General features: G+C 66.1%; 16 protein-coding genes. 10 read left to right on the top strand and 6 right to left on the bottom strand.

Annotated features, from left to right (window positions below):
- Nucleotides 1-2 precede the first annotated feature (2 nt).
- Entirely contained in the window at nt 3-1397 is a 1395-nt protein-coding gene (locus CH281_RS20770) for an alpha/beta-hydrolase family protein (RefSeq protein WP_094695453.1), read from the bottom strand.
- Entirely contained in the window at nt 1397-2038 is a 642-nt protein-coding gene (locus CH281_RS20765) for a hypothetical protein (RefSeq protein WP_032407037.1), read from the bottom strand. Before CH281_RS20765 ends, CH281_RS20770 begins: the two co-directional genes overlap by 1 nt.
- A gap of 220 nt (nt 2039-2258) precedes the next feature.
- Between CH281_RS20765 and CH281_RS20760 the strand changes: the two genes are divergently transcribed.
- From CH281_RS20760 to gatB, 4 genes are all read left to right on the top strand, one after another.
- Nucleotides 2259-3446, top strand: a complete 1188-nt coding sequence (locus CH281_RS20760; protein WP_094695452.1) for a sensor histidine kinase — start codon at nt 2259-2261, stop codon at nt 3444-3446.
- Between the two features lie 10 nt (nt 3447-3456).
- Complete coding sequence (locus tag CH281_RS20755) at nt 3457-4119, top strand: response regulator (RefSeq protein WP_032391549.1); 663 nt, start codon at nt 3457-3459, stop codon at nt 4117-4119.
- Between the two features lie 101 nt (nt 4120-4220).
- Nucleotides 4221-5252, top strand: a complete 1032-nt coding sequence (locus CH281_RS20750; RefSeq protein ID WP_032366581.1) for an ATP-dependent 6-phosphofructokinase — start codon at nt 4221-4223, stop codon at nt 5250-5252.
- Nucleotides 5253-5322: 70 nt separating this feature from the next.
- Nucleotides 5323-6834 (top strand): Asp-tRNA(Asn)/Glu-tRNA(Gln) amidotransferase subunit GatB, encoded by a 1512-nt coding sequence (gene gatB / locus CH281_RS20745; RefSeq protein ID WP_027496639.1) that lies wholly within the window; start codon nt 5323-5325, stop codon nt 6832-6834.
- A 72-nt stretch (nt 6835-6906) separates the two neighbouring features.
- Here the strand turns inward: gatB and CH281_RS20740 are convergent, their stop codons facing one another.
- Nucleotides 6907-8055, bottom strand: a complete 1149-nt coding sequence (locus CH281_RS20740; protein ID WP_048318244.1) for a PQQ-dependent sugar dehydrogenase — start codon at nt 8053-8055, stop codon at nt 6907-6909.
- Nucleotides 8056-8148: 93 nt separating this feature from the next.
- On the opposite strand from CH281_RS20740, the gene CH281_RS20735 reads away from it, so the two are divergent.
- Nucleotides 8149-9087: a DoxX family protein gene (locus CH281_RS20735; protein ID WP_094695451.1), complete on the top strand. Its 939-nt coding sequence runs from the start codon at nt 8149-8151 to the stop codon at nt 9085-9087.
- A gap of 73 nt (nt 9088-9160) precedes the next feature.
- On the opposite strand, the gene ilvD is transcribed toward CH281_RS20735, so the two are convergent.
- Nucleotides 9161-11002, bottom strand: a complete 1842-nt coding sequence (ilvD, locus tag CH281_RS20730; protein WP_032387209.1) for a dihydroxy-acid dehydratase — start codon at nt 11000-11002, stop codon at nt 9161-9163.
- A 59-nt stretch (nt 11003-11061) separates the two neighbouring features.
- A complete protein-coding gene (locus CH281_RS20725) occupies nt 11062-11601 on the bottom strand; it encodes a PH domain-containing protein (RefSeq protein ID WP_179274019.1) in 540 nt (179 codons plus the stop codon).
- A 257-nt stretch (nt 11602-11858) separates the two neighbouring features.
- Here CH281_RS20725 and CH281_RS20720 point away from each other — a divergent pair, with 257 nt between their 5' ends.
- The 5 genes from CH281_RS20720 to CH281_RS20700 all read left to right on the top strand — a co-directional run bounded on the left by CH281_RS20720 (nt 11859) and on the right by CH281_RS20700 (nt 18215).
- Nucleotides 11859-13817, top strand: a complete 1959-nt coding sequence (locus CH281_RS20720) for an acetolactate synthase large subunit (RefSeq protein ID WP_032366369.1) — start codon at nt 11859-11861, stop codon at nt 13815-13817.
- Nucleotides 13814-14317 (top strand): acetolactate synthase small subunit, encoded by a 504-nt coding sequence (gene ilvN, locus CH281_RS20715; protein ID WP_008717436.1) that lies wholly within the window; start codon nt 13814-13816, stop codon nt 14315-14317. Before CH281_RS20720 ends, ilvN begins: the two co-directional genes overlap by 4 nt.
- 62 nt (nt 14318-14379) lie before the next feature.
- Nucleotides 14380-15381 (top strand): ketol-acid reductoisomerase, encoded by a 1002-nt coding sequence (gene ilvC / locus CH281_RS20710; protein WP_170944858.1) that lies wholly within the window; start codon nt 14380-14382, stop codon nt 15379-15381.
- Between the two features lie 184 nt (nt 15382-15565).
- Nucleotides 15566-17161: a phosphoglycerate dehydrogenase gene (gene serA, locus CH281_RS20705; RefSeq protein WP_027496645.1), complete on the top strand. Its 1596-nt coding sequence runs from the start codon at nt 15566-15568 to the stop codon at nt 17159-17161.
- A gap of 43 nt (nt 17162-17204) precedes the next feature.
- Entirely contained in the window at nt 17205-18215 is a 1011-nt protein-coding gene (locus CH281_RS20700) for a 3-isopropylmalate dehydrogenase (protein WP_032366372.1), read from the top strand.
- An 83-nt stretch (nt 18216-18298) separates the two neighbouring features.
- Here the strand turns inward: CH281_RS20700 and CH281_RS20695 are convergent, their stop codons facing one another.
- Nucleotides 18299-19534 (bottom strand): MFS transporter, encoded by a 1236-nt coding sequence (locus CH281_RS20695; protein ID WP_032366583.1) that lies wholly within the window; start codon nt 19532-19534, stop codon nt 18299-18301.
- Nucleotides 19535-19624: the final 90 nt, after the last annotated feature.

The raw sequence follows: 19624 nt of genomic DNA, 5'->3' as shown, positions 1-19624 counted from the left end.
TTTCAGCGGCAGCGAGCCATGGCCTCACCCTGGTCGGTCCCGTATCTATGGCCGTGGCCCGACGTGACATCCAATGCGGCGAGCAGGTCGACGGATGTCTGCAGGAAGCCGACGACAGGCAACCACGGCGGCCGTGGGGCGTCGAGCGTGAACGTCGTCGTATCCGGCGGCGACCACAACAGATCGAGAGACCATCGCGCGACGGGGTCCGAGGAGTTGGCGAGGACTGCGGCACCGTCGGTGTCGACCGATCCCGCGGGCGGGCCGGCCCAGACCGCCCCGCAGAGTGACGAAATGTTCTGTCGCACAGCAAGGTACGCATCACTTCCTGCAACCGAACCCAGGCTCTGGCCGTACACGACGACTTTCGGTGTGGTCGGCTCCGCCGCCGCTCGGGTGGCGACCGCTCGAACCACGGCGTTCGCGGACCGGCGGGCGTCGTCCTCGGCGAACAGGAAGGTCGCCCAACTCGGCTTGTCGGAGTACTGCACCGCCACCGTCGCGACGTCACCGCCGAACGTTCTTTCGGCCCCGGTGATCGCATTCTCGTCCACCCAGCCGGACCCGGTGGGAATCGCGACCACGACGACGCTGCGTTCGAAGGCTCCAGCCCGTTCCATCTCGGAGACGGCCAGTGCCACACGCTCGTCCGGTGTCGCGGCCGACTCGAGTCCCACGTACGTCCGTACGGTATCGAGATCCTGCCCTCCCGACGCGAACGCGCGGCCCTCGCGTCCCAGCGTGCGCCACGGCGCCGAGGATCCGGGACCGCCGGATCTCGTCTCCGATGTCGGGGCGGCCACTGCGTCGTCCATCGCCGAGTTCGAGGCCGAGTACGAGGCCGACAGAGTGGACCGCACGAACGGAACGGCCAGGGTGTACGACAATGCAGCGACCGTGACGAGCAGTGCCACGCAACGGTTCCGGCCCAGAGCGGAGAAGATTCGCCGGAGCGCGCTACCGGCTCCGCACAGTACGAGCGCAACGCACAGGGCACCCCCGGTAACGTCGACGGCGTAGCTCCAGCTCACCGGCTCGACGTCCATCGCGGCTCGTAATCGATTCTGCCACTGCATGTTCGAGGCCAACGCGACGCCCGAGATCAATGCAGCAGTGACGACGGTCCACGCTCGTAGCCGTAGCGACGCGGGCCGTCGTGGCCCGAACACCCGTCGGCCCGCACATGCGACCGTCAGAGCGAGTGCCACCATGAATCCGGTGAACAGGGCCGCAGTGACGGCGGAGCGGGGCAGAAGTGACGGAGCCGAGGAGATCGCCACAGCCGCTGCAACGGACACCGACGTGCCGAGTCTCGGCAAGCGAAGACGGTTGGGCGACTCGACATCCGATGCGACTGGGGTCTCGACCTCGCGGTCCGGGATGGCCGTGGTGGACATCAGCGTCGGTCCGTGCGGGTCGGGGTCATCGACACACGTCGGTACCGCGCGACAACGGACGCGATCAGCAGCGTCAGCGCCAGCACGGCTCCGAACAGTGTCAGGGGCATGGCGGGTTCGGCGACCGGTGCACCGAACGATTGTCGCCAGGAATTGAGGTCGACTGCCGTTGCCGCCACGACCGCAGCTGCGTCGCAGATCTGCCGGGACCCGTCGTCGGTGCGATGGTGACAGGCGTCGTGCATGCGACTGTCGAGTTGGGCGTCGATCGCCCTGCGCCACTGTGGGTCGACGGTCGTGCCCGTCGCGTTCGCGTAACGGAGGAGGTCGTAGCCCAGGTCGTGGGCTCGGCACGCAGCCTCGAACTCGGGTGGCAGTGGGATCGGGGACGAGCAATCCCCGCCGGGATTGCTCGCCATCCCGTCCTGCACCGCGGGCCGGTAGCCCATGACGTCTGCGAAGTCGCTCGGGATGGTCGACGCAGCGTCCTCGGCGGGTTCGGTGACCAGTGCACGAACGGTCTGTGCCACGGGGGAGCGACGGTCCTCGGTGGGTGACGACGTTGCTGCTCCCGTCGTGGCGGTCACGACGACGATGGCAGCTGCCACGCACATCAGGGTGCGAGATATGTTCCGGCTCATGAGGATCGACGCTAAGTTCGGCCGGCCGAGGCAAGCATCGCTCCGAGGTTCGGCTGTGGTGAGTGCCCCCGGGACCGGTTCGACGCGGTCCTGATACCTCCGAGCCATGCCGAACCGATACCCCGGTACGAGGACGCCGGCGGTCGATGCTGCCTAGGCTCGAGACGTGCGAAAGAAAAGGTCGACGAGTCTCGAACTCGGGGTACGTGCTCGGCGCCGGGTGCCCGAGCAGATCGGCGGCGTCCGTTCAGTCGACGTGCTGATCATCGCGGTGACGGCAATTCTGTACTCGATCGCGTGGCCGACACTGACGGTCACGCATCAGGTTTCGGTTCCGTTGCTACCGTTCGTCGCAGCGTTGGCAGCGTTTCCGTTCGCTCTGATCAGACTCAATCCCGCGATGGGGTGGGCGGTATCGTCGCTGTCCGCGTTGGTGATTCCGGCGGCGTTCGACCGCGTTCCGGATTACGACTACCCGTGGCAAGTGGTGCACATCCTCGTCCTGTTGGCGTTGCTGTTCGCGGTCGCGCTGCGTTCTCCGGCGCAGGTGCTGTTGGTGGCGTGGTTGGCCAGCATGCTGGTGTTCTTCGCGTACATGCCGGGCTCCGACGGAATCGGGTGGTCGGTGGGCCTGACTGCCGTGGTCGTGTTCGGGCTGCTGATCCGGTGGCTCGTTCTTTCGCGCAGGCAGCTCGCGCAGCAGGAGGAGGTCAGCGAACTCGAACGCACTCGCCGCACGATTCTCGAGGAGAGGGCGAAGATCGCCCGCGATCTGCACGACGTCGTGGCACACCACATGTCGATGGTCGTCGTTCAGGCCCAGAGTGCGCCGTACCGACTGGACGACGTGTCACCGGCCGCGGCTCGAGAATTCGAGTCGATCGGCGCGAGTGCACGCGAGGCGCTCAACGAGATCCGGGGGATGCTCGGGGTACTGCGTAGCGATGGAGCGCAGATGCAGGACGCGCCCGCGCCGAGTGCACTGGATCTCGAACGCACATTGCAGGCAAGTCGCAGAGCGGGCATGAATGTGCGGTGGGCCATCGCCGGTACCGTCGAATCGGTCTCGGAGACAACAGGACTGGCCCTGTTCCGTATTCTGCAGGAATCGCTGTCCAATGCCGCGCGCCATGCGCCCGAAGCCGAGGTGGAGGTGGATATCGCGATCGGCCCTGCCGTCGTGGACATGACGGTGGTCAACGCACCGGCTCCGAACCCGAGCATCTCCCGCACTCCCGGAAGCGATTGCGGCGGGCACGGAATCGCGGGAATGCGCGAGCGAGCGCAGGCCGCACACGGCCGGCTGCATGCCGCCCCTCTGCCCGGCGGTGGGTTCGAGGTTGCGGTTCGTGTGCCGACCGGAATGTCGACTCCGCCGGCAACGGCTGACGCCGGCGACGCGGTTTAGGCTGTCACGCGTGGTTACAACGGTGTTCATCGCCGACGATCAAGCGATGGTGCGGCAGGGGTTCGGTGCACTGCTCGGCGCTCAGGACGACATCTCGGTCGTCGGCGACGCCGACAACGGTCGCACCGCGGTCAGCGAGGTAGCGCGGCTGTTGCCGGACGTAGTGCTGATGGACGTGCGCATGCCCGAGATGAACGGGCTCGACGCGGCCCGCGCGATCCTGTCCGCGTCGCACGCGTCGCCGGTCCGTGTCCTGATGCTGACGACCTTCGACATCGACGATTACGTCTACGAGGCCCTGGCTCTCGGGGCCAGCGGATTCCTCCTCAAGGACGCGGCGGCCGAGGAACTGATCAGAGGCGTACGAGTCGTCGCGGCAGGCGATGCGCTGCTGGCACCGTCGGTGACCCGACGCCTTATCTCCGACGTCACGACCCGTCGCGGAGCGCGGAGGAACACTCCTTCCCGCCTGGCCGATCTGACGCCGCGCGAGCGCGAGGTTCTCGAACTCATCGCGACCGGCATGTCCAATGCGGAAATTGCAGGTGCGCTGTTCTTGGCCGAACAGACGGTCAAGACCCATGTGGGCAAGGTCCTGAGCAAGCTCGGGCTACGCGACCGCGCGCAGGCGGTCGTGCTGGCCTACGAAACCGGTGTCGTCACGCCCAAGTGAGGCCGACCGGTACCGGCGCGCGCGGGGACCCACGCCCGATTAGGCTGATGTTCGTCACTTCGGTCCGCTCCGCGGGCCTGCGAGCAGAGAGGCCAAAATCGATGCGCATCGGAGTTCTGACCGGAGGCGGCGATTGCCCAGGGCTCAATGCGGTGATCCGCGCTGTCGTTCGCACCGCCGACGCGCGATACGGCTCCACGGTCGTCGGATTCCAGGACGGGTGGCGCGGGCTTCTCGAAGACCGTCGGGTCCAGCTGCGCAACGACGACCGCAACGACCGGCTGCTCACCAAGGGCGGCACCATGCTCGGGACGGCTCGAACCAACCCCGACGTGCTGCGGGCCGGTCTAGACCGAGTCAAGCAGACCCTCGAGGACAACGGCATCGACGTGTTGATTCCGATCGGCGGTGAAGGAACTCTGACGGCAGCTGCGTGGCTGTCGGAGGAGGGCGTACCGGTGGTCGGTGTCCCCAAGACGATCGACAACGACATCGATTGCACCGACGTCACATTCGGCTTCGACACGGCGCTCACCATCGCCACCGATGCGATCGACCGACTGCACAGCACCGCCGAATCGCACCAGCGAGTGATGCTGGTGGAGGTGATGGGGCGACACGCAGGCTGGATCGCGTTGCACGCGGGATTGGCCTCGGGCTCGCACATGACTCTCATCCCGGAGCAGCCCTTCGACGTCGAAGAGGTATGCACGTTGGTGCGCAAGCGTTTTCAGCGGGGCGACTCCCACTTCATCTGCGTCGTGGCCGAAGGGGCCAAGCCCGTCGAAGGGTCGATGCAATTGCTCGACGGCGGTATCGACGAATTCGGTCACGTCCGATTCACCGGAGTCGCACATCAGCTCGGCGTCGAGATCGAACGTCGCATCAACAAAGAGGTACGCACCACGGTGCTCGGTCACGTGCAGCGCGGCGGCACTCCCACTCCGTACGACCGTGTGCTCGCAACGCGATTCGGTGTCAACGCCACCGATGCTGCGCATTCCGGAGACTTCGGAAAGATGGTGTCGCTGCGCGGTGCCGAGATCGGCCTGGTGTCGTTGGCCGAGGCCACCAAACAACTCAAGCGGGTCCCTCAGACCCGGTACGACGACGCGGCAGCGTTCTTCGGCTGACCCCGAGGCGATCGGTGCCCGAGGACACGTGGTTACTCGGGTGGCGAATACAATGCATAAACTACGGAGCATGACTGCTGCAACCGTCGATCTGATCGATTACGACGATGTGCTCGCCACGTTCGACCCCGTGCTCGGCATGGAGGTCCACGTCGAGTTGGGTACGGCCACCAAGATGTTCTGTGGTTGCCCCACCGCGTTCGGTGCGGAGCCCAATACGCAGGTGTGCCCGGTGTGCCTGAGCCTCCCCGGCGCACTGCCGGTGGTCAACGCTGCTGCGGTGGAGTCGGCGATCCGTATCGGGCTGGCGCTCAATTGCTCGATCACTCCGTGGGGACGGTTCGCGCGGAAGAACTACTTCTACCCGGATCAGCCTAAGAACTACCAGATCTCGCAGTACGACGAGCCGATCGCCACGGAGGGTTACCTCGACGTCGTGCTCGACGACGGCAGCACGTTCCGCGTCGAGATCGAGCGTGCCCACATGGAGGAAGACACCGGCAAGTCGACGCACGTCGGTGGCGCAACCGGACGAATCGAGGGCGCGTCGCATTCGTTGCTCGACTACAACCGCGCCGGTGTGCCCCTGGTGGAGATCGTGACCAAGACCATCACCGGTACCGGGGCGCGGGCACCGGAGGTGGCGCGGGCGTACGTGACCGCATTGCGTGACCTGTTGAAGTCGTTGAACGTCTCGGACGTGCGGATGGATCAGGGTTCGTTGCGCTGCGATGCCAACGTCTCGTTGATGCGGAAGTCGGCCACCGAGTTCGGTACTCGCACCGAGACGAAGAACGTCAACTCGCTCAAGAGCGTCGAGGTCGCCGTGCGCTACGAGATGCGCCGTCAGGCTGCGGTGCTCGAATCCGGCGGCGAGGTGACGCAGGAAACCCGACATTTCCAGGAGTCCGACGGCACGACCACGGCGGGCCGGAAGAAGGAGACCGCGGAGGACTACCGCTACTTCCCGGAACCCGACCTCGCTCCCGTGGCCCCGGATGCGGCGTGGATCGAGGAGCTGCGAGCCACTCTGCCCGAGCTGCCGTGGTTGCGCCGCGGGCGAATTCAGAAGGACTGGGGCGTCTCCGACGAGGAGATGCGCGACTTGGTCAACTCGGGTGCTCTCGAACTCGTGGCGGCGACCGTCGACGCGGGCGCGTCGGCGCAGGCTGCGCGGTCGTGGTGGGTGTCTTACCTGGCGCAGCAGGCCAACATCGCCGGCGTCGAATTGGGGGATCTGGCGATCACTCCGGCTCAGGTGGCCGAGGTGGCAGCCTTGGTGGCCGACGGCAAGGTCAACAACAACGGTGCCCGTCAGATCGTGGACGGCGTCTTGGCCGGTGAGGGCGAGCCCGCAGAGGTGATGTCGGCGCGGAACCTGGTGTTGGAGAAGGACGACACCAAGCTCCAAGCCGCCGTCGACGAAGCACTTGCCGCGAACCCCGGTGTGGTGGACAAGATTCGCAGTGGCAAGGTCCAGGCCGCCGGTGCCATCGTCGGCGCGGTGATGAAGGCGACGCGGGGACAAGCCGATGCCGCCCGAGTCAAGGAACTCGTGCTGGCGGCGTGCGGTCAGTCCTGATCGACGCATGAGCAGGGCGGCCGGGCAGCGATTGCTGCCCGGCCGCCCTGGTCGTTCGAAGGAGCTGTCGGATCAGTCGAAGCCGCCACCACCGCCGGCAGGGAACGGCACCTTGACGACGCGGTCGTCGGTGGGGCCGACGGCAGTGCCGTTCTTGTTCACCGTCCCCACCAGAATCTGACCGTCGCTCGTGCTGGTCGCCCCGTTCAACTGCCCGTACTTGTCCTGGATCAACAGGGTCGGCTCGGCGGACACCGCTCCGGTGTTCGGGTCCGTGGCCAGTGCTGCAACAGCTTTCGCTGTGGTGAGAGCAACCGCGACGCCGCTCTGACCGGCGGCGCACCCGGCCACACCCGGACGGTCGGGCCAGGTCCACACCGGGGAGAACACTGCTCCCAGCTTGTCGATGCGCTGCAGGCGATCCTCGGTGGCGGTGCGGTCGGTGACGTAGATGTTCCCGCTGCCGTCGGTGCACACGTCGCCCGCTGTACCGATGCCACTGAGCGCGATACCCGGACGCGGGGGAGTGGGAGTGGGCGACAGTGATGTCACGCGTAACAGCTTGCCGGACAACGAGTTCGGGTTGGCGGCGGCCACGGCATCGCCGTTGTCACCGGTCAACACCAGAAGTTCGTTCGGCGTGTAGAACTCGAGGGAACCTCGGACTCCCGCGGCCCCGCGGGGGATCCCGGTCAAGATGTCCTTGGGTACGTCCCCCTGCGCGAGCCGAACGACCCGCGTATCCGACGCCGTCGTGATCAACGCGTAGAGCAATTTGTCCTCGGCGTACGTGGGCGAGAGAGCAATGTCGAGCAGACCCCCGTCGCCCGTGCCGTCGACGGGGATCGTGGCCACCTGCTGTGGCGTCCGGCCTGCGGTGACCTCCATGATGCGGCCGGTCCTGCGTTCTGCCACGAGGCTGCTCTGGCCGTCGGGAAGAGCTACGAGTCCGCCCGTGGTGTCGAGGCAGGTGGCGATCACTGCCGGGTCGGGATCCACGCACGGTCCCGAGACGGGCTGTGGGGCGTTCGGACCCGCCGGGGGCGAGGTCTCGCTGGGTGTGGTGGGTTTGAGCTCGGCAGCTCCGACATCCGGCGCGGGGGTGAACGGGGACGAGTTGGAGTCGTCGAATCGGGCGCACCCGGCGAGCAGAACAGCCGTCGTCGACAGGGCGACGACAGCCGCGCGGGCAGTTCGTGACGATGCTCCGAGCGGCTTCATGGTTCGAACGTTACGGAACGTCGAGTTCGACGCGCCACGCGGCCGTGAGCGTCAACGTCGGTGGCGCGGGGTTGTCGGCCTTAGTGTGGGGAGGTGACCGATACACCGCGTGACCCCAACCAGCAGGATCCCTCGTACGAACCGGCCGAGAGCCCGTACGACAACCCCACCGAGAAGATTTCGCCCACGCGTTCGGGTTCCGACGCGTCCGGTGCATCGACCACAGCGTTCGGTGCGCAGCGTTCGGATCGTCTGCCCCGAACCGACGACGAGTTGGACTTCCCGAATTCCTCCGCATCCGACAAGCGGAGCACCGATGCGGCACCGACAGAGAAGATCCCGACGTACCGCCCGTCGGCCTTCGCCGACTCGCCGACCCAGACGCCTACGACGGCCGGTGCCACCTCGAACGCGTACTCGGATCGTCCGACGGAGTATCTCGGTGAGTCCTCCGATTCGGCAGTCGCCGCCCCGGCAGCCCCGGTGCGCACCGAGACCGTGGAAGTTCCGGCCCGACGCGGCACCACCGATCTGGGCCTGTTCGTCCTACGCGTCGCCATCGGAGCAGTGTTCCTCGGGCACGGCTTACAGAAGCTCGTCGGATTGTGGAACGGTCCCGGGCTGGACGGATTTCAGAATCTCCTGGAGGAGTCCGGGTTCCGATACCCGGAGATCCTCGCCATCGCGGCCGCGGCCGGCGAAACCCTCGGCGGCGCACTGCTGATCCTGGGACTGGCGACGCCGCTGGCCGGTGCAGCTGTGTTGGCGACCATCATCAACGCCTGGTGCTTCAAGCAGGTGGCGGAGCCGGGGCTGCAGTTCTCCGGTGCCACCGGCGTGGAGTACGAAACCGTTCTCGGCTTCGCGGCCGCGGCCATCATTCTCACCGGACCCGGAAAGATCGCGTTCGACGGCCGCCGCGGCTGGGCGACCCGCCCGCGCATCGGATCGTTCCTCGCACTCGCAGTGGGAATCGCTGCGGGCGTATGCATCTGGATCTTCCTCAACGGAGCGAATCCGGTCGTCCGCTGATCCGGTCGACAACCAACCTTGTGAGTGGTTCCTCGTAGCCTGCTACGAGGAACCACTCACATGCTTTTTCTGCTCAGGGCACGTAGCGCACAGCACCCTTGTCCGCGGATGTCGCCAGTGCGGCGTAGGCGCGCAGCGCCGTCGTGACCGGGCGCTGTCGGTCGACCGGCTGCCACGGCCGCTCGGACGCGAGCATCTTCGCGCGTCGAGTCTCCAGAGTTTCCTCGTCGACGAGGATCTCGAGCGTGCGCGTGGCGACGTCGATGCGGACCTGGTCGCCGTTCTCGACGAGGCCGATCACGCCGCCGGCCGCAGCCTCGGGGGAGATGTGTCCGATGGACAGGCCCGACGTACCGCCGGAGAACCGTCCGTCGGTGATCAGGGCACAGACCTTGCCCAGACCGGCACCCTTGAGGAACGCCGTCGGGTGCAGCATCTCCTGCATTCCCGGTCCACCCTTGGGTCCCTCGTACCGCACGACGAGCACGTCACCGGGTTGGATCTTCTTCTGCAGGATGGCCGAGACGGCTTCTTCCTGAGACTCGACGACCAGCGCAGGTCCCTGGAACGAGAAGAGGTCCTCGTCGATGCCCGCGGTCTTCAGAATCGCGCCGTCGACGGCAATGTTGCCGCGCAGCACCACCAGACCGCCCTCGACCGTGTAGGCGTGTTCTAGATCGCGGATGCAACCACCCGCGGCGTCGGTGTCGAGGGAGGACCAGCGATTGCTCGTGGAGAACGGTTCGACGGTTCGGACACCGCCGGGAGCGGCATGGAACAGCTCGATCGCCTCGTCGGATGCGGCACCGGAGCGGATGTCCCACGTGTCGAGCCACTCGTCGAAGCTCTTCGTGTGGACGGTCGAGACGTCGGTCTCGAGCAGATTCGCACGCCGCAGTTCACCCAGCAGGGCGGGAATTCCACCCGCCCGGTGCACGTCTTCCATGTGGTAATCCGAATTGGGGGACACCTTGGCCAGACACGGCACCTTGCGGCTGATGCCGTCGATGGTGTCGAGATCGAAATCGACCTCGCCCTCCTGCGCCGCCGCGAGCGTGTGCAGCACGGTGTTGGTCGAGCCGCCCATCGCCACGTCCAGTGCCATCGCGTTGCGGAATGCCGCCGGGGTGGCGATGTTGCGGGGCAGCACCGACTCGTCCTCGTCCCGGTAGTACTTGATCGCCGCCTCGACGATGGTCGTGCCGGCCCGGGTGAACAGGGCGCGGCGGGCCTCGTGGGTGGCCAGAGTGGAGCCGTTGCCGGGCAACGCCAGCCCGAGCGCTTCGGTGAGGCAGTTCATCGAGTTGGCGGTGAACATGCCCGAGCAGGACCCGCATGTAGGGCACGCGCTGCGCTCGACCTCGTCCAGGCCCTCTTCGGATACGGCATCGTTCGCGCTGGCAGAGATCGCGGTGATCAGGTCGGTGGGTGCCTGCGCGACCCCTCCGACGACCACCGCTTTACCGGCCTCCATCGGCCCACCGGAGACGAACACCGCCGGGATGTTCAATCGCATGGCCGCGTTGAGCATGCCGGGGGTGATCTTGTCGCAGTTGGAGATGCACACGAGTGCGTCCGCAGTGTGGGCGTTGGCCATGTACTCGACCGAGTCGGCGATGATCTCGCGGCTGGGCAGCGAGTACAGCATGCCCCCGTGCCCCATGGCGATTCCGTCGTCGACGGCGATGGTGTGGAACTCGCGAGGGACTCCGCCTGCCGCGCGGACGGCGTCGGCGACGATCTCGCCGACGTTCTTCAGGTGAACGTGGCCGGGTACGAACTGGGTGTACGAGTTCGCGATGGCGACGATCGGTTTACCAAAATCCGAATCGGTCATTCCGGTGGCGCGCCACAGCGAGCGCGCGCCCGCAGCATTGCGTCCGACAGTGGTGACCCGTGAGCGTAGCGGCGGCATAGTGCAGTTCCTCGTTCGTTGCAGCGGTGATCGCATTGAGGAGATTACTCGGCCGCTCGTCAGCGATCCTTCGGTGCCTGTTCGTCGTCGTGCTCGGCATTCTCGGCCTCTGCGCGTGCCTGATCCTCCGCCGCAGCTGCCGCGGCATAGGGGTCGGTGATGCGACCGCCGCTGGCGGCCGCGAGTTGGGGGAGCCGATCGAACCGCACGAGCGGAAGTGACTTCTCCGTCTTGTCGGTGAGCACCACGCGTGCCCAGCGGCGATCGGGGAAGTGCAGTCCGACCACGGACTCCCACTCGATGACGTCGGAGCCGATGAAACGGCGGGCCGTGATCGCCTCGGGAGTGATGACGGTGCGCACACGCAGCACCCAGATGCACGCGACGATCGGCAGAATCAGCAGCCAACCCAGTGCGGCGGGCCAGCTCGCCGCAGGCAGAGAGGTACTGAACAGGAGCAACCCGACGCCGATCAGGGCCAGACGCGGGAGGCGGATGACCTGCCTGCTCGACGGCGGTGGCCCGTCGGCACTGTTCGGTTGCTCGGAACCGGTGTGGGATGATGGCCGAGGTGGTTCGGACTGCTGCGAAGACGACACCCATTCATCTTCGCATTGCATCTACGCGATCTCACATAATGGGATTGCGTCGTGACGAGTTTGACTCTTCCCTGTGCGCGCGCCTACCGTTCAGTGCGTGAAGCGGAATTGGATACTCGTAATCGGCCGGCGCGTCAACGCCTGAGCCGGTTGTTCAAACTCGCATCGACGCGCCACCCTCGTACAGCTCACGCTGACGGGGGTTTTTTCTTGCCCAGAGATCGCCCAGCAATTTCACATTCCTGAGGAAGCAATCAGTGAGCGCACCAACCGCACGCCCAGGGCCCACGACACGTAAGTCGGGGACAGCCACGAGCCCGTCGACCAGCAACCCGTCCGCAGACGCGGCGACCAACGGATCGCGACGCCACGTCGCACCCGAGAAGGTCAGCGGCGCACAGTCGGTCGTACGAGCTCTCGAAGAACTCGACGTCGACACCGTATTCGGCATTCCCGGTGGCGCGGTTCTCCCGGTCTACGACCCGCTCTTCGACTCCGTCAAGGTGCGCCACGTGCTCGTTCGCCACGAGCAGGGTGCGGGTCATGCCGCCACCGGCTACGCCCAGGCGACCGGCAAGGTCGGCGTCTGCATGGCGACGTCCGGCCCGGGCGCGACCAACCTCGTCACCCCGTTGGCCGACGCGCAGATGGACTCGGTTCCCATCGTCGCGATCACCGGTCAGGTCGCCCGCAGCCTCATCGGTACCGATGGGTTCCAGGAAGCCGACATCTCGGGTATCACGATGCCCATCACCAAGCACAACTTCCTGATCACCGACGGTGCGGACATCCCGCGCATCATGGCCGAGGCGTTCTACATCGCCGCGTCGGGTCGTCCCGGTGCCGTCCTCGTCGACATCCCGAAGGATGTGCTGCAGGCGCAGACCACGTTCTCGTGGCCGCCGGAAATGCGTCTGCCCGGCTACCGCCCGGTCACCAAGCCGCACGGCAAGCAGGTTCGCGAAGCGGCACGCTACATCGCCGATGCCAAGCAGCCGGTGCTGTACGTCGGTGGCGGCGTCATCAAGGCCAACGCCTCGGCAGAACTGCTCGAGCTCGCAGAACTGACCGGCATCCCGGTCGTCACGACGCTGATGGCGCGCGGGGCATTTCCCGACACCCACCAGCTGAACCTGGGCATGCCCGGTATGCACGGCACCGTCGCGGCGGTCGCCGCTCTGCAGCGCAGCGACCTGCTGATCACGCTCGGTGCCCGGTTCGACGACCGCGTCACCGGTCAGCTCTCGTCCTTCGCTCCCGATGCCAAGGTCATCCACGCCGACATCGACCCGGCCGAGATCGGCAAGAACCGATACGCGGACGTGCCGATCGTGGGCGACTGCGGCGAGGTCATCACCGAGCTGATCGAGGCCCTGCGGGCCGATCGCGCCACCGGAACGACTCTCGACCTCGAGCAGTGGTGGGTCTACCTCGACGGCATCCGCAAGACGTACCCGTTGAGCTACGACCGTCCGTCCGACGGTTCCATGTCTCCCGAGTTCGTCATTTCCTCGGTCGGCAAGTTCGCCGGTCCCGACGCGATCTACTGCGCCGGCGTCGGCCAGCACCAGATGTGGGCCGCGCAGTTCATCAACTACGAGAAGCCGCGCACGTGGCTAAACTCCGGTGGTCTCGGCACGATGGGGTACGCGGTTCCGGCCGCCATGGGAGCCAAGATGGGCCTGCCCGACGCCGAGGTGTGGGCGATCGACGGCGACGGCTGCTTCCAGATGACCAACCAGGAGCTTGCTACCTGCGCGGTCGAGGGAATCCCGATCAAGGTCGCGCTCATCAACAACGGCAACCTCGGCATGGTTCGGCAGTGGCAGACCCTGTTCTACGAGGAGCGCTACTCCAACACCAATCTCGGAACTCACGGTGCCGTGCGCATCCCCGATTTCGTCAAGCTGGCCGAGGCTTTGGGCTGCGTCGGTTTGCGATGCGAGCGGGAAGAGGACGTGGATGCGGTGATCGCTCAGGCACGCGCCATCAACGATCGTCCGGTCGTCATCGACTTCATCGTCGGTGCCGACGCCCAGGTGTGGCCGATGGTGGCCGCCGGAACGGGTAACGACGAGATCATGGCCGCCCGCGGCATCCGTCCGCTGTTCGACGAGGACGAGACCGTGGGCAGTGAGCCAGGACTCGACGACGCGATGGAGCGCGAGCAGGCGCCGCACCCGATGAACAACGACGCGAAAGGCACGGACCTGTGAGCACCAGCCATACCCTCAGCGTTCTCGTCGAGGACAAGCCAGGTGTGTTGGCGCGCGTGGCCGCGTTGTTCTCGCGCCGCGGCTTCAACATCTCCTCACTCGCGGTCGGCGGCACCGAGATTCCCGATATCTCGCGCATGACGATCGTGGTGACGGTCGACGAGTTCCCGCTCGAGCAGGTGACCAAGCAGCTCAACAAGCTGATCAATGTCATCAAGATCGTCGAGCAGGACGACGATTCCTCGGTGGCGCGCGAGTTGGTCCTGATCAAGGTCCGCGCCGATGCCAGCGTTCGGAGCGAGGTCATCGAAACGGTGAATCTGTTCCGCGCCAAGGTCATCGACGTCTCTCCCGAGGCGGTGACGGTCGAGGCGACGGGCACCCGCTCCAAGCTCGACGCGTTGCTGAAGATGTTGGACCCCTATGGAATTCGAGAAATAGTTCAGTCGGGAGTCGTTGCCGTCGGACGTGGACCGAAATCGATCACTGCGTCGCGTTAGCGGCCCCGGTGACGAACATGCGTAAAACCCAAGAGGAAAGGTAACAACCAGTGGCAGTCGAGATGTTCTACGACGACGATGCTGATCTGTCGATCATCCAGGGCCGCAAGGTCGCTGTGATCGGCTACGGAAGCCAGGGCCACGCGCACTCGCTCAGCCTGCGCGACTCCGGCGTCGATGTTCGCATCGGCCTGGCGGCAGGCTCGAAGTCCCGTGCCAAGGCGGAGGAGCAGGGCCTGAAGGTCGGAACTCCCGCAGAGGTGTCCGAGTGGGCCGACGTGATCATGGTGCTCGCACCCGATACCGCTCAGGCCAAGATCTTCTCCGAGGAGATCGAGCCCAACCTGAAGGACGGCGACGCGCTGTTCTTCGGCCACGGCCTCAACATTCACTTCGACCTGATCAAGGCTCCGGAGTTCGTGACCGTCGGCATGGTTGCCCCCAAGGGCCCCGGCCACCTCGTGCGTCGTCAGTTCGTCGACGGTAAGGGTGTGCCCGCGCTCATCGCCATCGATCAGGACCCGAAGGGTGAGGGTCAGGCCCTCGCGCTGTCGTGGGCCAAGGGCATCGGCGGCACCCGCGCAGGCGTCATCAAGACCACGTTCAAGGAAGAGACCGAGACCGACCTGTTCGGTGAGCAGGCCGTGCTGTGCGGCGGCACCGAAGAACTCGTCAAGACGGGCTTCGAGGTCATGGTCGAGGCCGGCTACGCACCCGAGATGGCGTACTTCGAGGTGCTGCACGAGCTCAAGCTCATCGTCGACCTCATGTACGAGGGCGGCATCGCCCGCATGAACTACTCGGTGTCCGACACCGCGGAGTTCGGTGGGTACCTCTCCGGACCGCGCGTCATCGACGCAGGCACCAAGGAGCGCATGAAGGCCATCCTGGCCGACATCCAGTCGGGCGAATTCACCCGTCGCCTCGTCGCCAACGTCGAGAACGGCAACACCGAGCTCGAAGGCCTGCGCAAGGCCAACGCCGAGCACCCCATCGAGGTCACCGGCAAGAAGCTGCGCGACCTCATGAGCTGGGTCGACCGCCCGATCACCGAGACGGCCTGATTCTCATCGAATCGCGTTGTCACGCAATCTGATCGAAGGGCACCCCCGGATTGCCGGGGGTGCCCTTCGGTGCGTGAGTCCGGTGGCGTCACCGTGTGACGTCTCGGGCCTCTAAACTGTTCGTGCTGCACAGCCCGCCGAATTTTTCCGACCACGTCTCGAACCGATATAGGGAGTTTTTCACGTGAGCCAGCCAGGCCGTCCTGTCGTTCTGATCGCCGACAAACTTGCGCCGTCCACCGTCGAGGCACTGGGCGACGGCGTCGAGGTTCGCTGGGTCGACGGTCCGGATCGCCCCGCGTTGCTCGCTGCAGTTCCCGAGGCCGACGCCATTCTCGTGCGGTCCGCGACCACGGTCGACGCCGAGGTGCTCGCTGCCGGGACCAACCTCAAGATCGTCGCCCGCGCCGGTGTCGGCCTGGACAACGTCGACGTACCCGCAGCCACCGAGCGCGGCGTCCTCGTCGTCAACGCACCGACCTCCAACATCCACACGGCCGCCGAGCATGCGGTGACGTTGCTTCTCGCGGCCGCGCGCCAGATCCCCGCTGCCGACGCCACTCTGCGTCAGCACGAGTGGAAGCGCAGCAAGTTCAACGGTGTCGAGATCTTCGGCAAGACCGTCGGCGTCGTCGGACTCGGCCGTATCGGCCAGCTGTTCGCGCAGCGTCTGGCCGCGTTCGAGACCCACATCATCGCGTACGACCCCTACGTCTCGGCAGCGCGCGCGGCGCAGCTCGGAATCGAACTGGTGAGCCTGGACGAGCTGCTCGAGCGGGCCGACATGTTCTCGGTGCACCTGCCGAAGACGCCGGAGACCAAGGGCATCATCGGCAAGGAAGCCCTCGCCAAGACCAAGCCCGGGGTCATCGTCGTCAACGCCGCACGCGGTGGACTGGTCGACGAGCAGGCACTGGCCGACGCCATCACCTCCGGTCACGTGTTCGCCGCGGGCATCGACGTCTACGCCTCCGAGCCGTGCACCGACAGCCCGTTGTTCGAGCTGCCGCAGGTCGTCGTCACTCCCCACCTCGGGGCATCGACCACCGAAGCGCAGGACCGAGCGGGCACCGATGTGGCCAAGTCCGTATTGCTGGCTCTCGCAGGCGAATTCGTGCCCGACGCGGTCAACGTCAAGGGTGGGGCCGTCGGCGAAGAGGTATCGCCGTGGCTCGAAATCGTGCGTAAGCAGGGTGTGCTGCTCGGAGCCCTGTCCGACGAACTTCCCACCTCGTTGTCGGTGGACGTTCGCGGCGAACTCGCGAGCGAGGACGTGCAGATCCTGAAACTGTCCGCGTTGCGCGGACTGTTCTCGGCCGTCATCGAGGATTCGGTCACGTTCGTCAACGCTCCGTCGCTCGCCGAGGAGCGCGGTGTCACAGCAGAAGTGACCACCGCTCCCGAGAGCGAGAACCACCGCAGTGTCGTCGACATTCGCGCCGTCTACGGTGACGGATCGGTCCTCAACGTTGCCGGCACTCTGACGGGCACCTCGCAGGTCGAGAAGATCGTCAACATCAACGGCCGCAACTTCGACCTCCGCGCCGAGGGCAAGAACCTCATCGTCAACTACGCGGATCAGCCCGGCAGCCTGGGTCGAATCGGCACTCTGCTCGGCGACGCCGGAATCGACATCCAGGCCGCAGCACTGAGCCAGGACTCCGAGGGCGACGGTGCCACCATTCTGCTGCGCGTCGACAAGGACGTTCCGGCAGAGCTCAGCGCGAGCATCGCCACCGCTGTGGGTGCCTCCACCATCGAGCTGGTCGACCTGTCCTGATCGCTCGCAGCCGATCGGACCGACACGAACTACGAGGAGTGAAATGAAGCTGGCCGTCATCGCCGGGGACGGAATCGGACCGGAGGTCGTCGCCGAAGCGCTTGCCGTTCTCGACGTGGTCGCACCCGGAGCCGAGAAGACCGAGTACGACCTCGGGGCGCGGCGTTACAACGCCACCGGAGAGTTGCTGCCGGATTCGGTGTTGGCAGAACTGCGTGAGCACGACGCAATTCTGTTGGGAGCCATCGGCGATCCGTCGGTGCCCAGTGGTGTGCTCGAGCGTGGGCTGTTGCTGCGGGCGCGATTCGAGCTCGATCACCACATCAATCTGCGGCCGGCCAAGTTGTACCCGGGCGTGGTCGGTCCGCTGGCCGGGGACAAGCAGATCGATGTCGTCGTCGTTCGGGAGGGTACCGAGGGTCCGTACACCGGAAACGGTGGTGCGCTGCGCGTCGGCACGCCGCACGAGGTGGCCACCGAGGTCAGCGTCAACACTCGTTACGGCGTGGAGCGCGTGGTGCGCAACGGTTTCGAGCGGGCGCTGACCCGCAGGAAGCACCTGACGCTGTTGCACAAGACCAACGTGCTCACGTTCGCCGGTAGCCTGTGGGCCCGCACGGTCGAGGCAGTCTCGGCGGACTTCCCGGACGTCGAGGTCGCGTATCAGCACATCGATGCCGCGATGATTCACCTCGTCACCGATCCCGGCCGGTTCGACGTGATCGTCACCGACAATCTGTTCGGCGACATCGTGACCGACCTCTCGGCTGCCGTCACCGGCGGAATCGGTTTGGCCGCAAGTGGAAACATCGACGCCACCGGTACCAACCCCAGCATGTTCGAGCCGGTGCACGGTAGTGCGCCCGACATCGCGGGACAGCAGAAGGCCGATCCGACCGCTGCCATCCTGTCGGTGTCCTTGCTACTCGATCATCTCGGCGACGCGGCGGGGGCCGCGCGAGTAGAAGCCGCTGTCGCAGCGGATCTCGCCGAGCGGGGAACCACGGCCGCGTCGACGAAAGAGATCGGCGCTCGGATCGCCGCTCGCCTGTAACTCTCACGCCACGACATGCCACGGTGGGCCGACAGCCCACCGTGGCATGTCGTGTATCACGGGCAGGTCACCCCTTGGGCACGTCAGCGGGCGCGGTCTGCACCGGCGCCGGACGTCTCGTCCGTGGGCTCGGGTGCCGGATCGTCGGGCACGATCGGTACGGAGAGCGCGGGAAAGACCGCCGACACCAGGAACGCCACGGGGAAGCTGATGGCCGCGATCGCCCCGAACACCGGCGGCACAGCCGAGGCGAACACGTACTGACTCGTGTTCTGTACCCCGAGAGCGCGTCCGCTCCAATACGGTCCCGAGATTTCCGCGACAGCAGTGAACGCGAGGCCGTTCGGGGCAACGGTGGCGACGGACGCGACGACGAGCAGGACGATGGCGGCGGGGGAGTCGAACCAGTCGGCGATGCCGAGCCCGAGCATGCTGGCGGCGGCCGTCACGGCCACCCACCGCAAAGGCCGCATGCGGCTACCGACACGATCGGACAGCGCGCCCACGCTCATCCGACCCAGTGCGCCGAGAATCTGGGTCAGCGTGACGAGGACACCCGCGGCCGCGGCCGTCCAGCCTCGGTCGGTCATCAGCCACACGAGCGCATACGTCCACACCACGTACTGCGGCACCACCAACAGGATGGACGTGGCGTGAATGCGCCACAGTTGGCTGCTGTTGCGGTACGGATTGTCGAGCAGACCCTGCGCCGCCGCATCGGTGCGATTCGGACGGGGAGGGTCGACCACGGCCAGGCACAGCAGAGCGCTCGCAGCGCAGACGGCAGCGGGCACGAGCAGGGCCGCGCCGACGCCGTGGTCACGTGCGACAGGCGGGATGGTCAGTGCCGCGACGGCCACGCCGAGGGGAACCGACATCTGTCTGATGCCCATGGCCAGCCCACGACGGTGCGGCGGAAACCACCCCACCACGACGCGTCCGCTCGCGCTGTTCGCGCTGGCCGCAGACATACCGCCGATCAACAGCAGGGCGGCGAGCGCCGGAATGGACGTGCTGACCACAGCAGCCAGGCTCGCGGCAGCGGTGAGCCCGAGCCCGATCACCAGAACGAGACGTTCGCCGATGCGGTCGACGAGCACGCCCCATGCGATGAGGGTCAGCATGATGCCCACGGTGGGCATCGCAACCACGAATCCTGCAGTCGCAAGTCCGAGTCCCCGGTCGTCGTGCAGGGCCGGAATGAGAAATGCAGCACCGTTGATGAAGACGGCACCGGCAGTCTGCGCGAGCATCCCGAGCACGAGCATGAACCACCGTCGCGTCTCGCCGATACTGGACAGCTGCTTCGTGGCGCTCATTCCGGCCTCTCGTCTCACTATGTGAACACATAATCTTGCTATCTGGATACAGATCGAAACATTACACCGGCGAAAGATCGACGGACCGGA

Source organism: Rhodococcus sp. 06-221-2, assembly GCF_002258365.1.
Taxonomy (GTDB): Bacteria; Actinomycetota; Actinomycetes; order Mycobacteriales; family Mycobacteriaceae; genus Rhodococcoides; species Rhodococcoides fascians.
This window is presented reverse-complemented; position numbering and strand designations above follow the sequence as displayed.

Bases quoted from the DNA above. Each gene is read 5' to 3' on its own strand.
- CH281_RS20770 (WP_094695453.1), bottom strand. From the start codon at position 1,397: ATGTCCACCACGGCCATCCCGGACCGCGAGGTCGAGACCCCAGTCGCA.
- CH281_RS20765 (WP_032407037.1), bottom strand. From the start codon at position 2,038: ATGAGCCGGAACATATCTCGCACCCTGATGTGCGTGGCAGCTGCCATC.
- CH281_RS20750 (WP_032366581.1), top strand. From the start codon at position 4,221: ATGCGCATCGGAGTTCTGACCGGAGGCGGCGATTGCCCAGGGCTCAAT.
- gatB (WP_027496639.1), top strand. From the start codon at position 5,323: ATGACTGCTGCAACCGTCGATCTGATCGATTACGACGATGTGCTCGCC.
- CH281_RS20740 (WP_048318244.1), bottom strand. From the start codon at position 8,055: ATGAAGCCGCTCGGAGCATCGTCACGAACTGCCCGCGCGGCTGTCGTC.
- ilvD (WP_032387209.1), bottom strand. From the start codon at position 11,002: ATGCCGCCGCTACGCTCACGGGTCACCACTGTCGGACGCAATGCTGCG.
- ilvC (WP_170944858.1), top strand. From the start codon at position 14,380: ATGTTCTACGACGACGATGCTGATCTGTCGATCATCCAGGGCCGCAAG.
- CH281_RS20700 (WP_032366372.1), top strand. From the start codon at position 17,205: ATGAAGCTGGCCGTCATCGCCGGGGACGGAATCGGACCGGAGGTCGTC.
- CH281_RS20695 (WP_032366583.1), bottom strand. From the start codon at position 19,534: ATGAGCGCCACGAAGCAGCTGTCCAGTATCGGCGAGACGCGACGGTGG.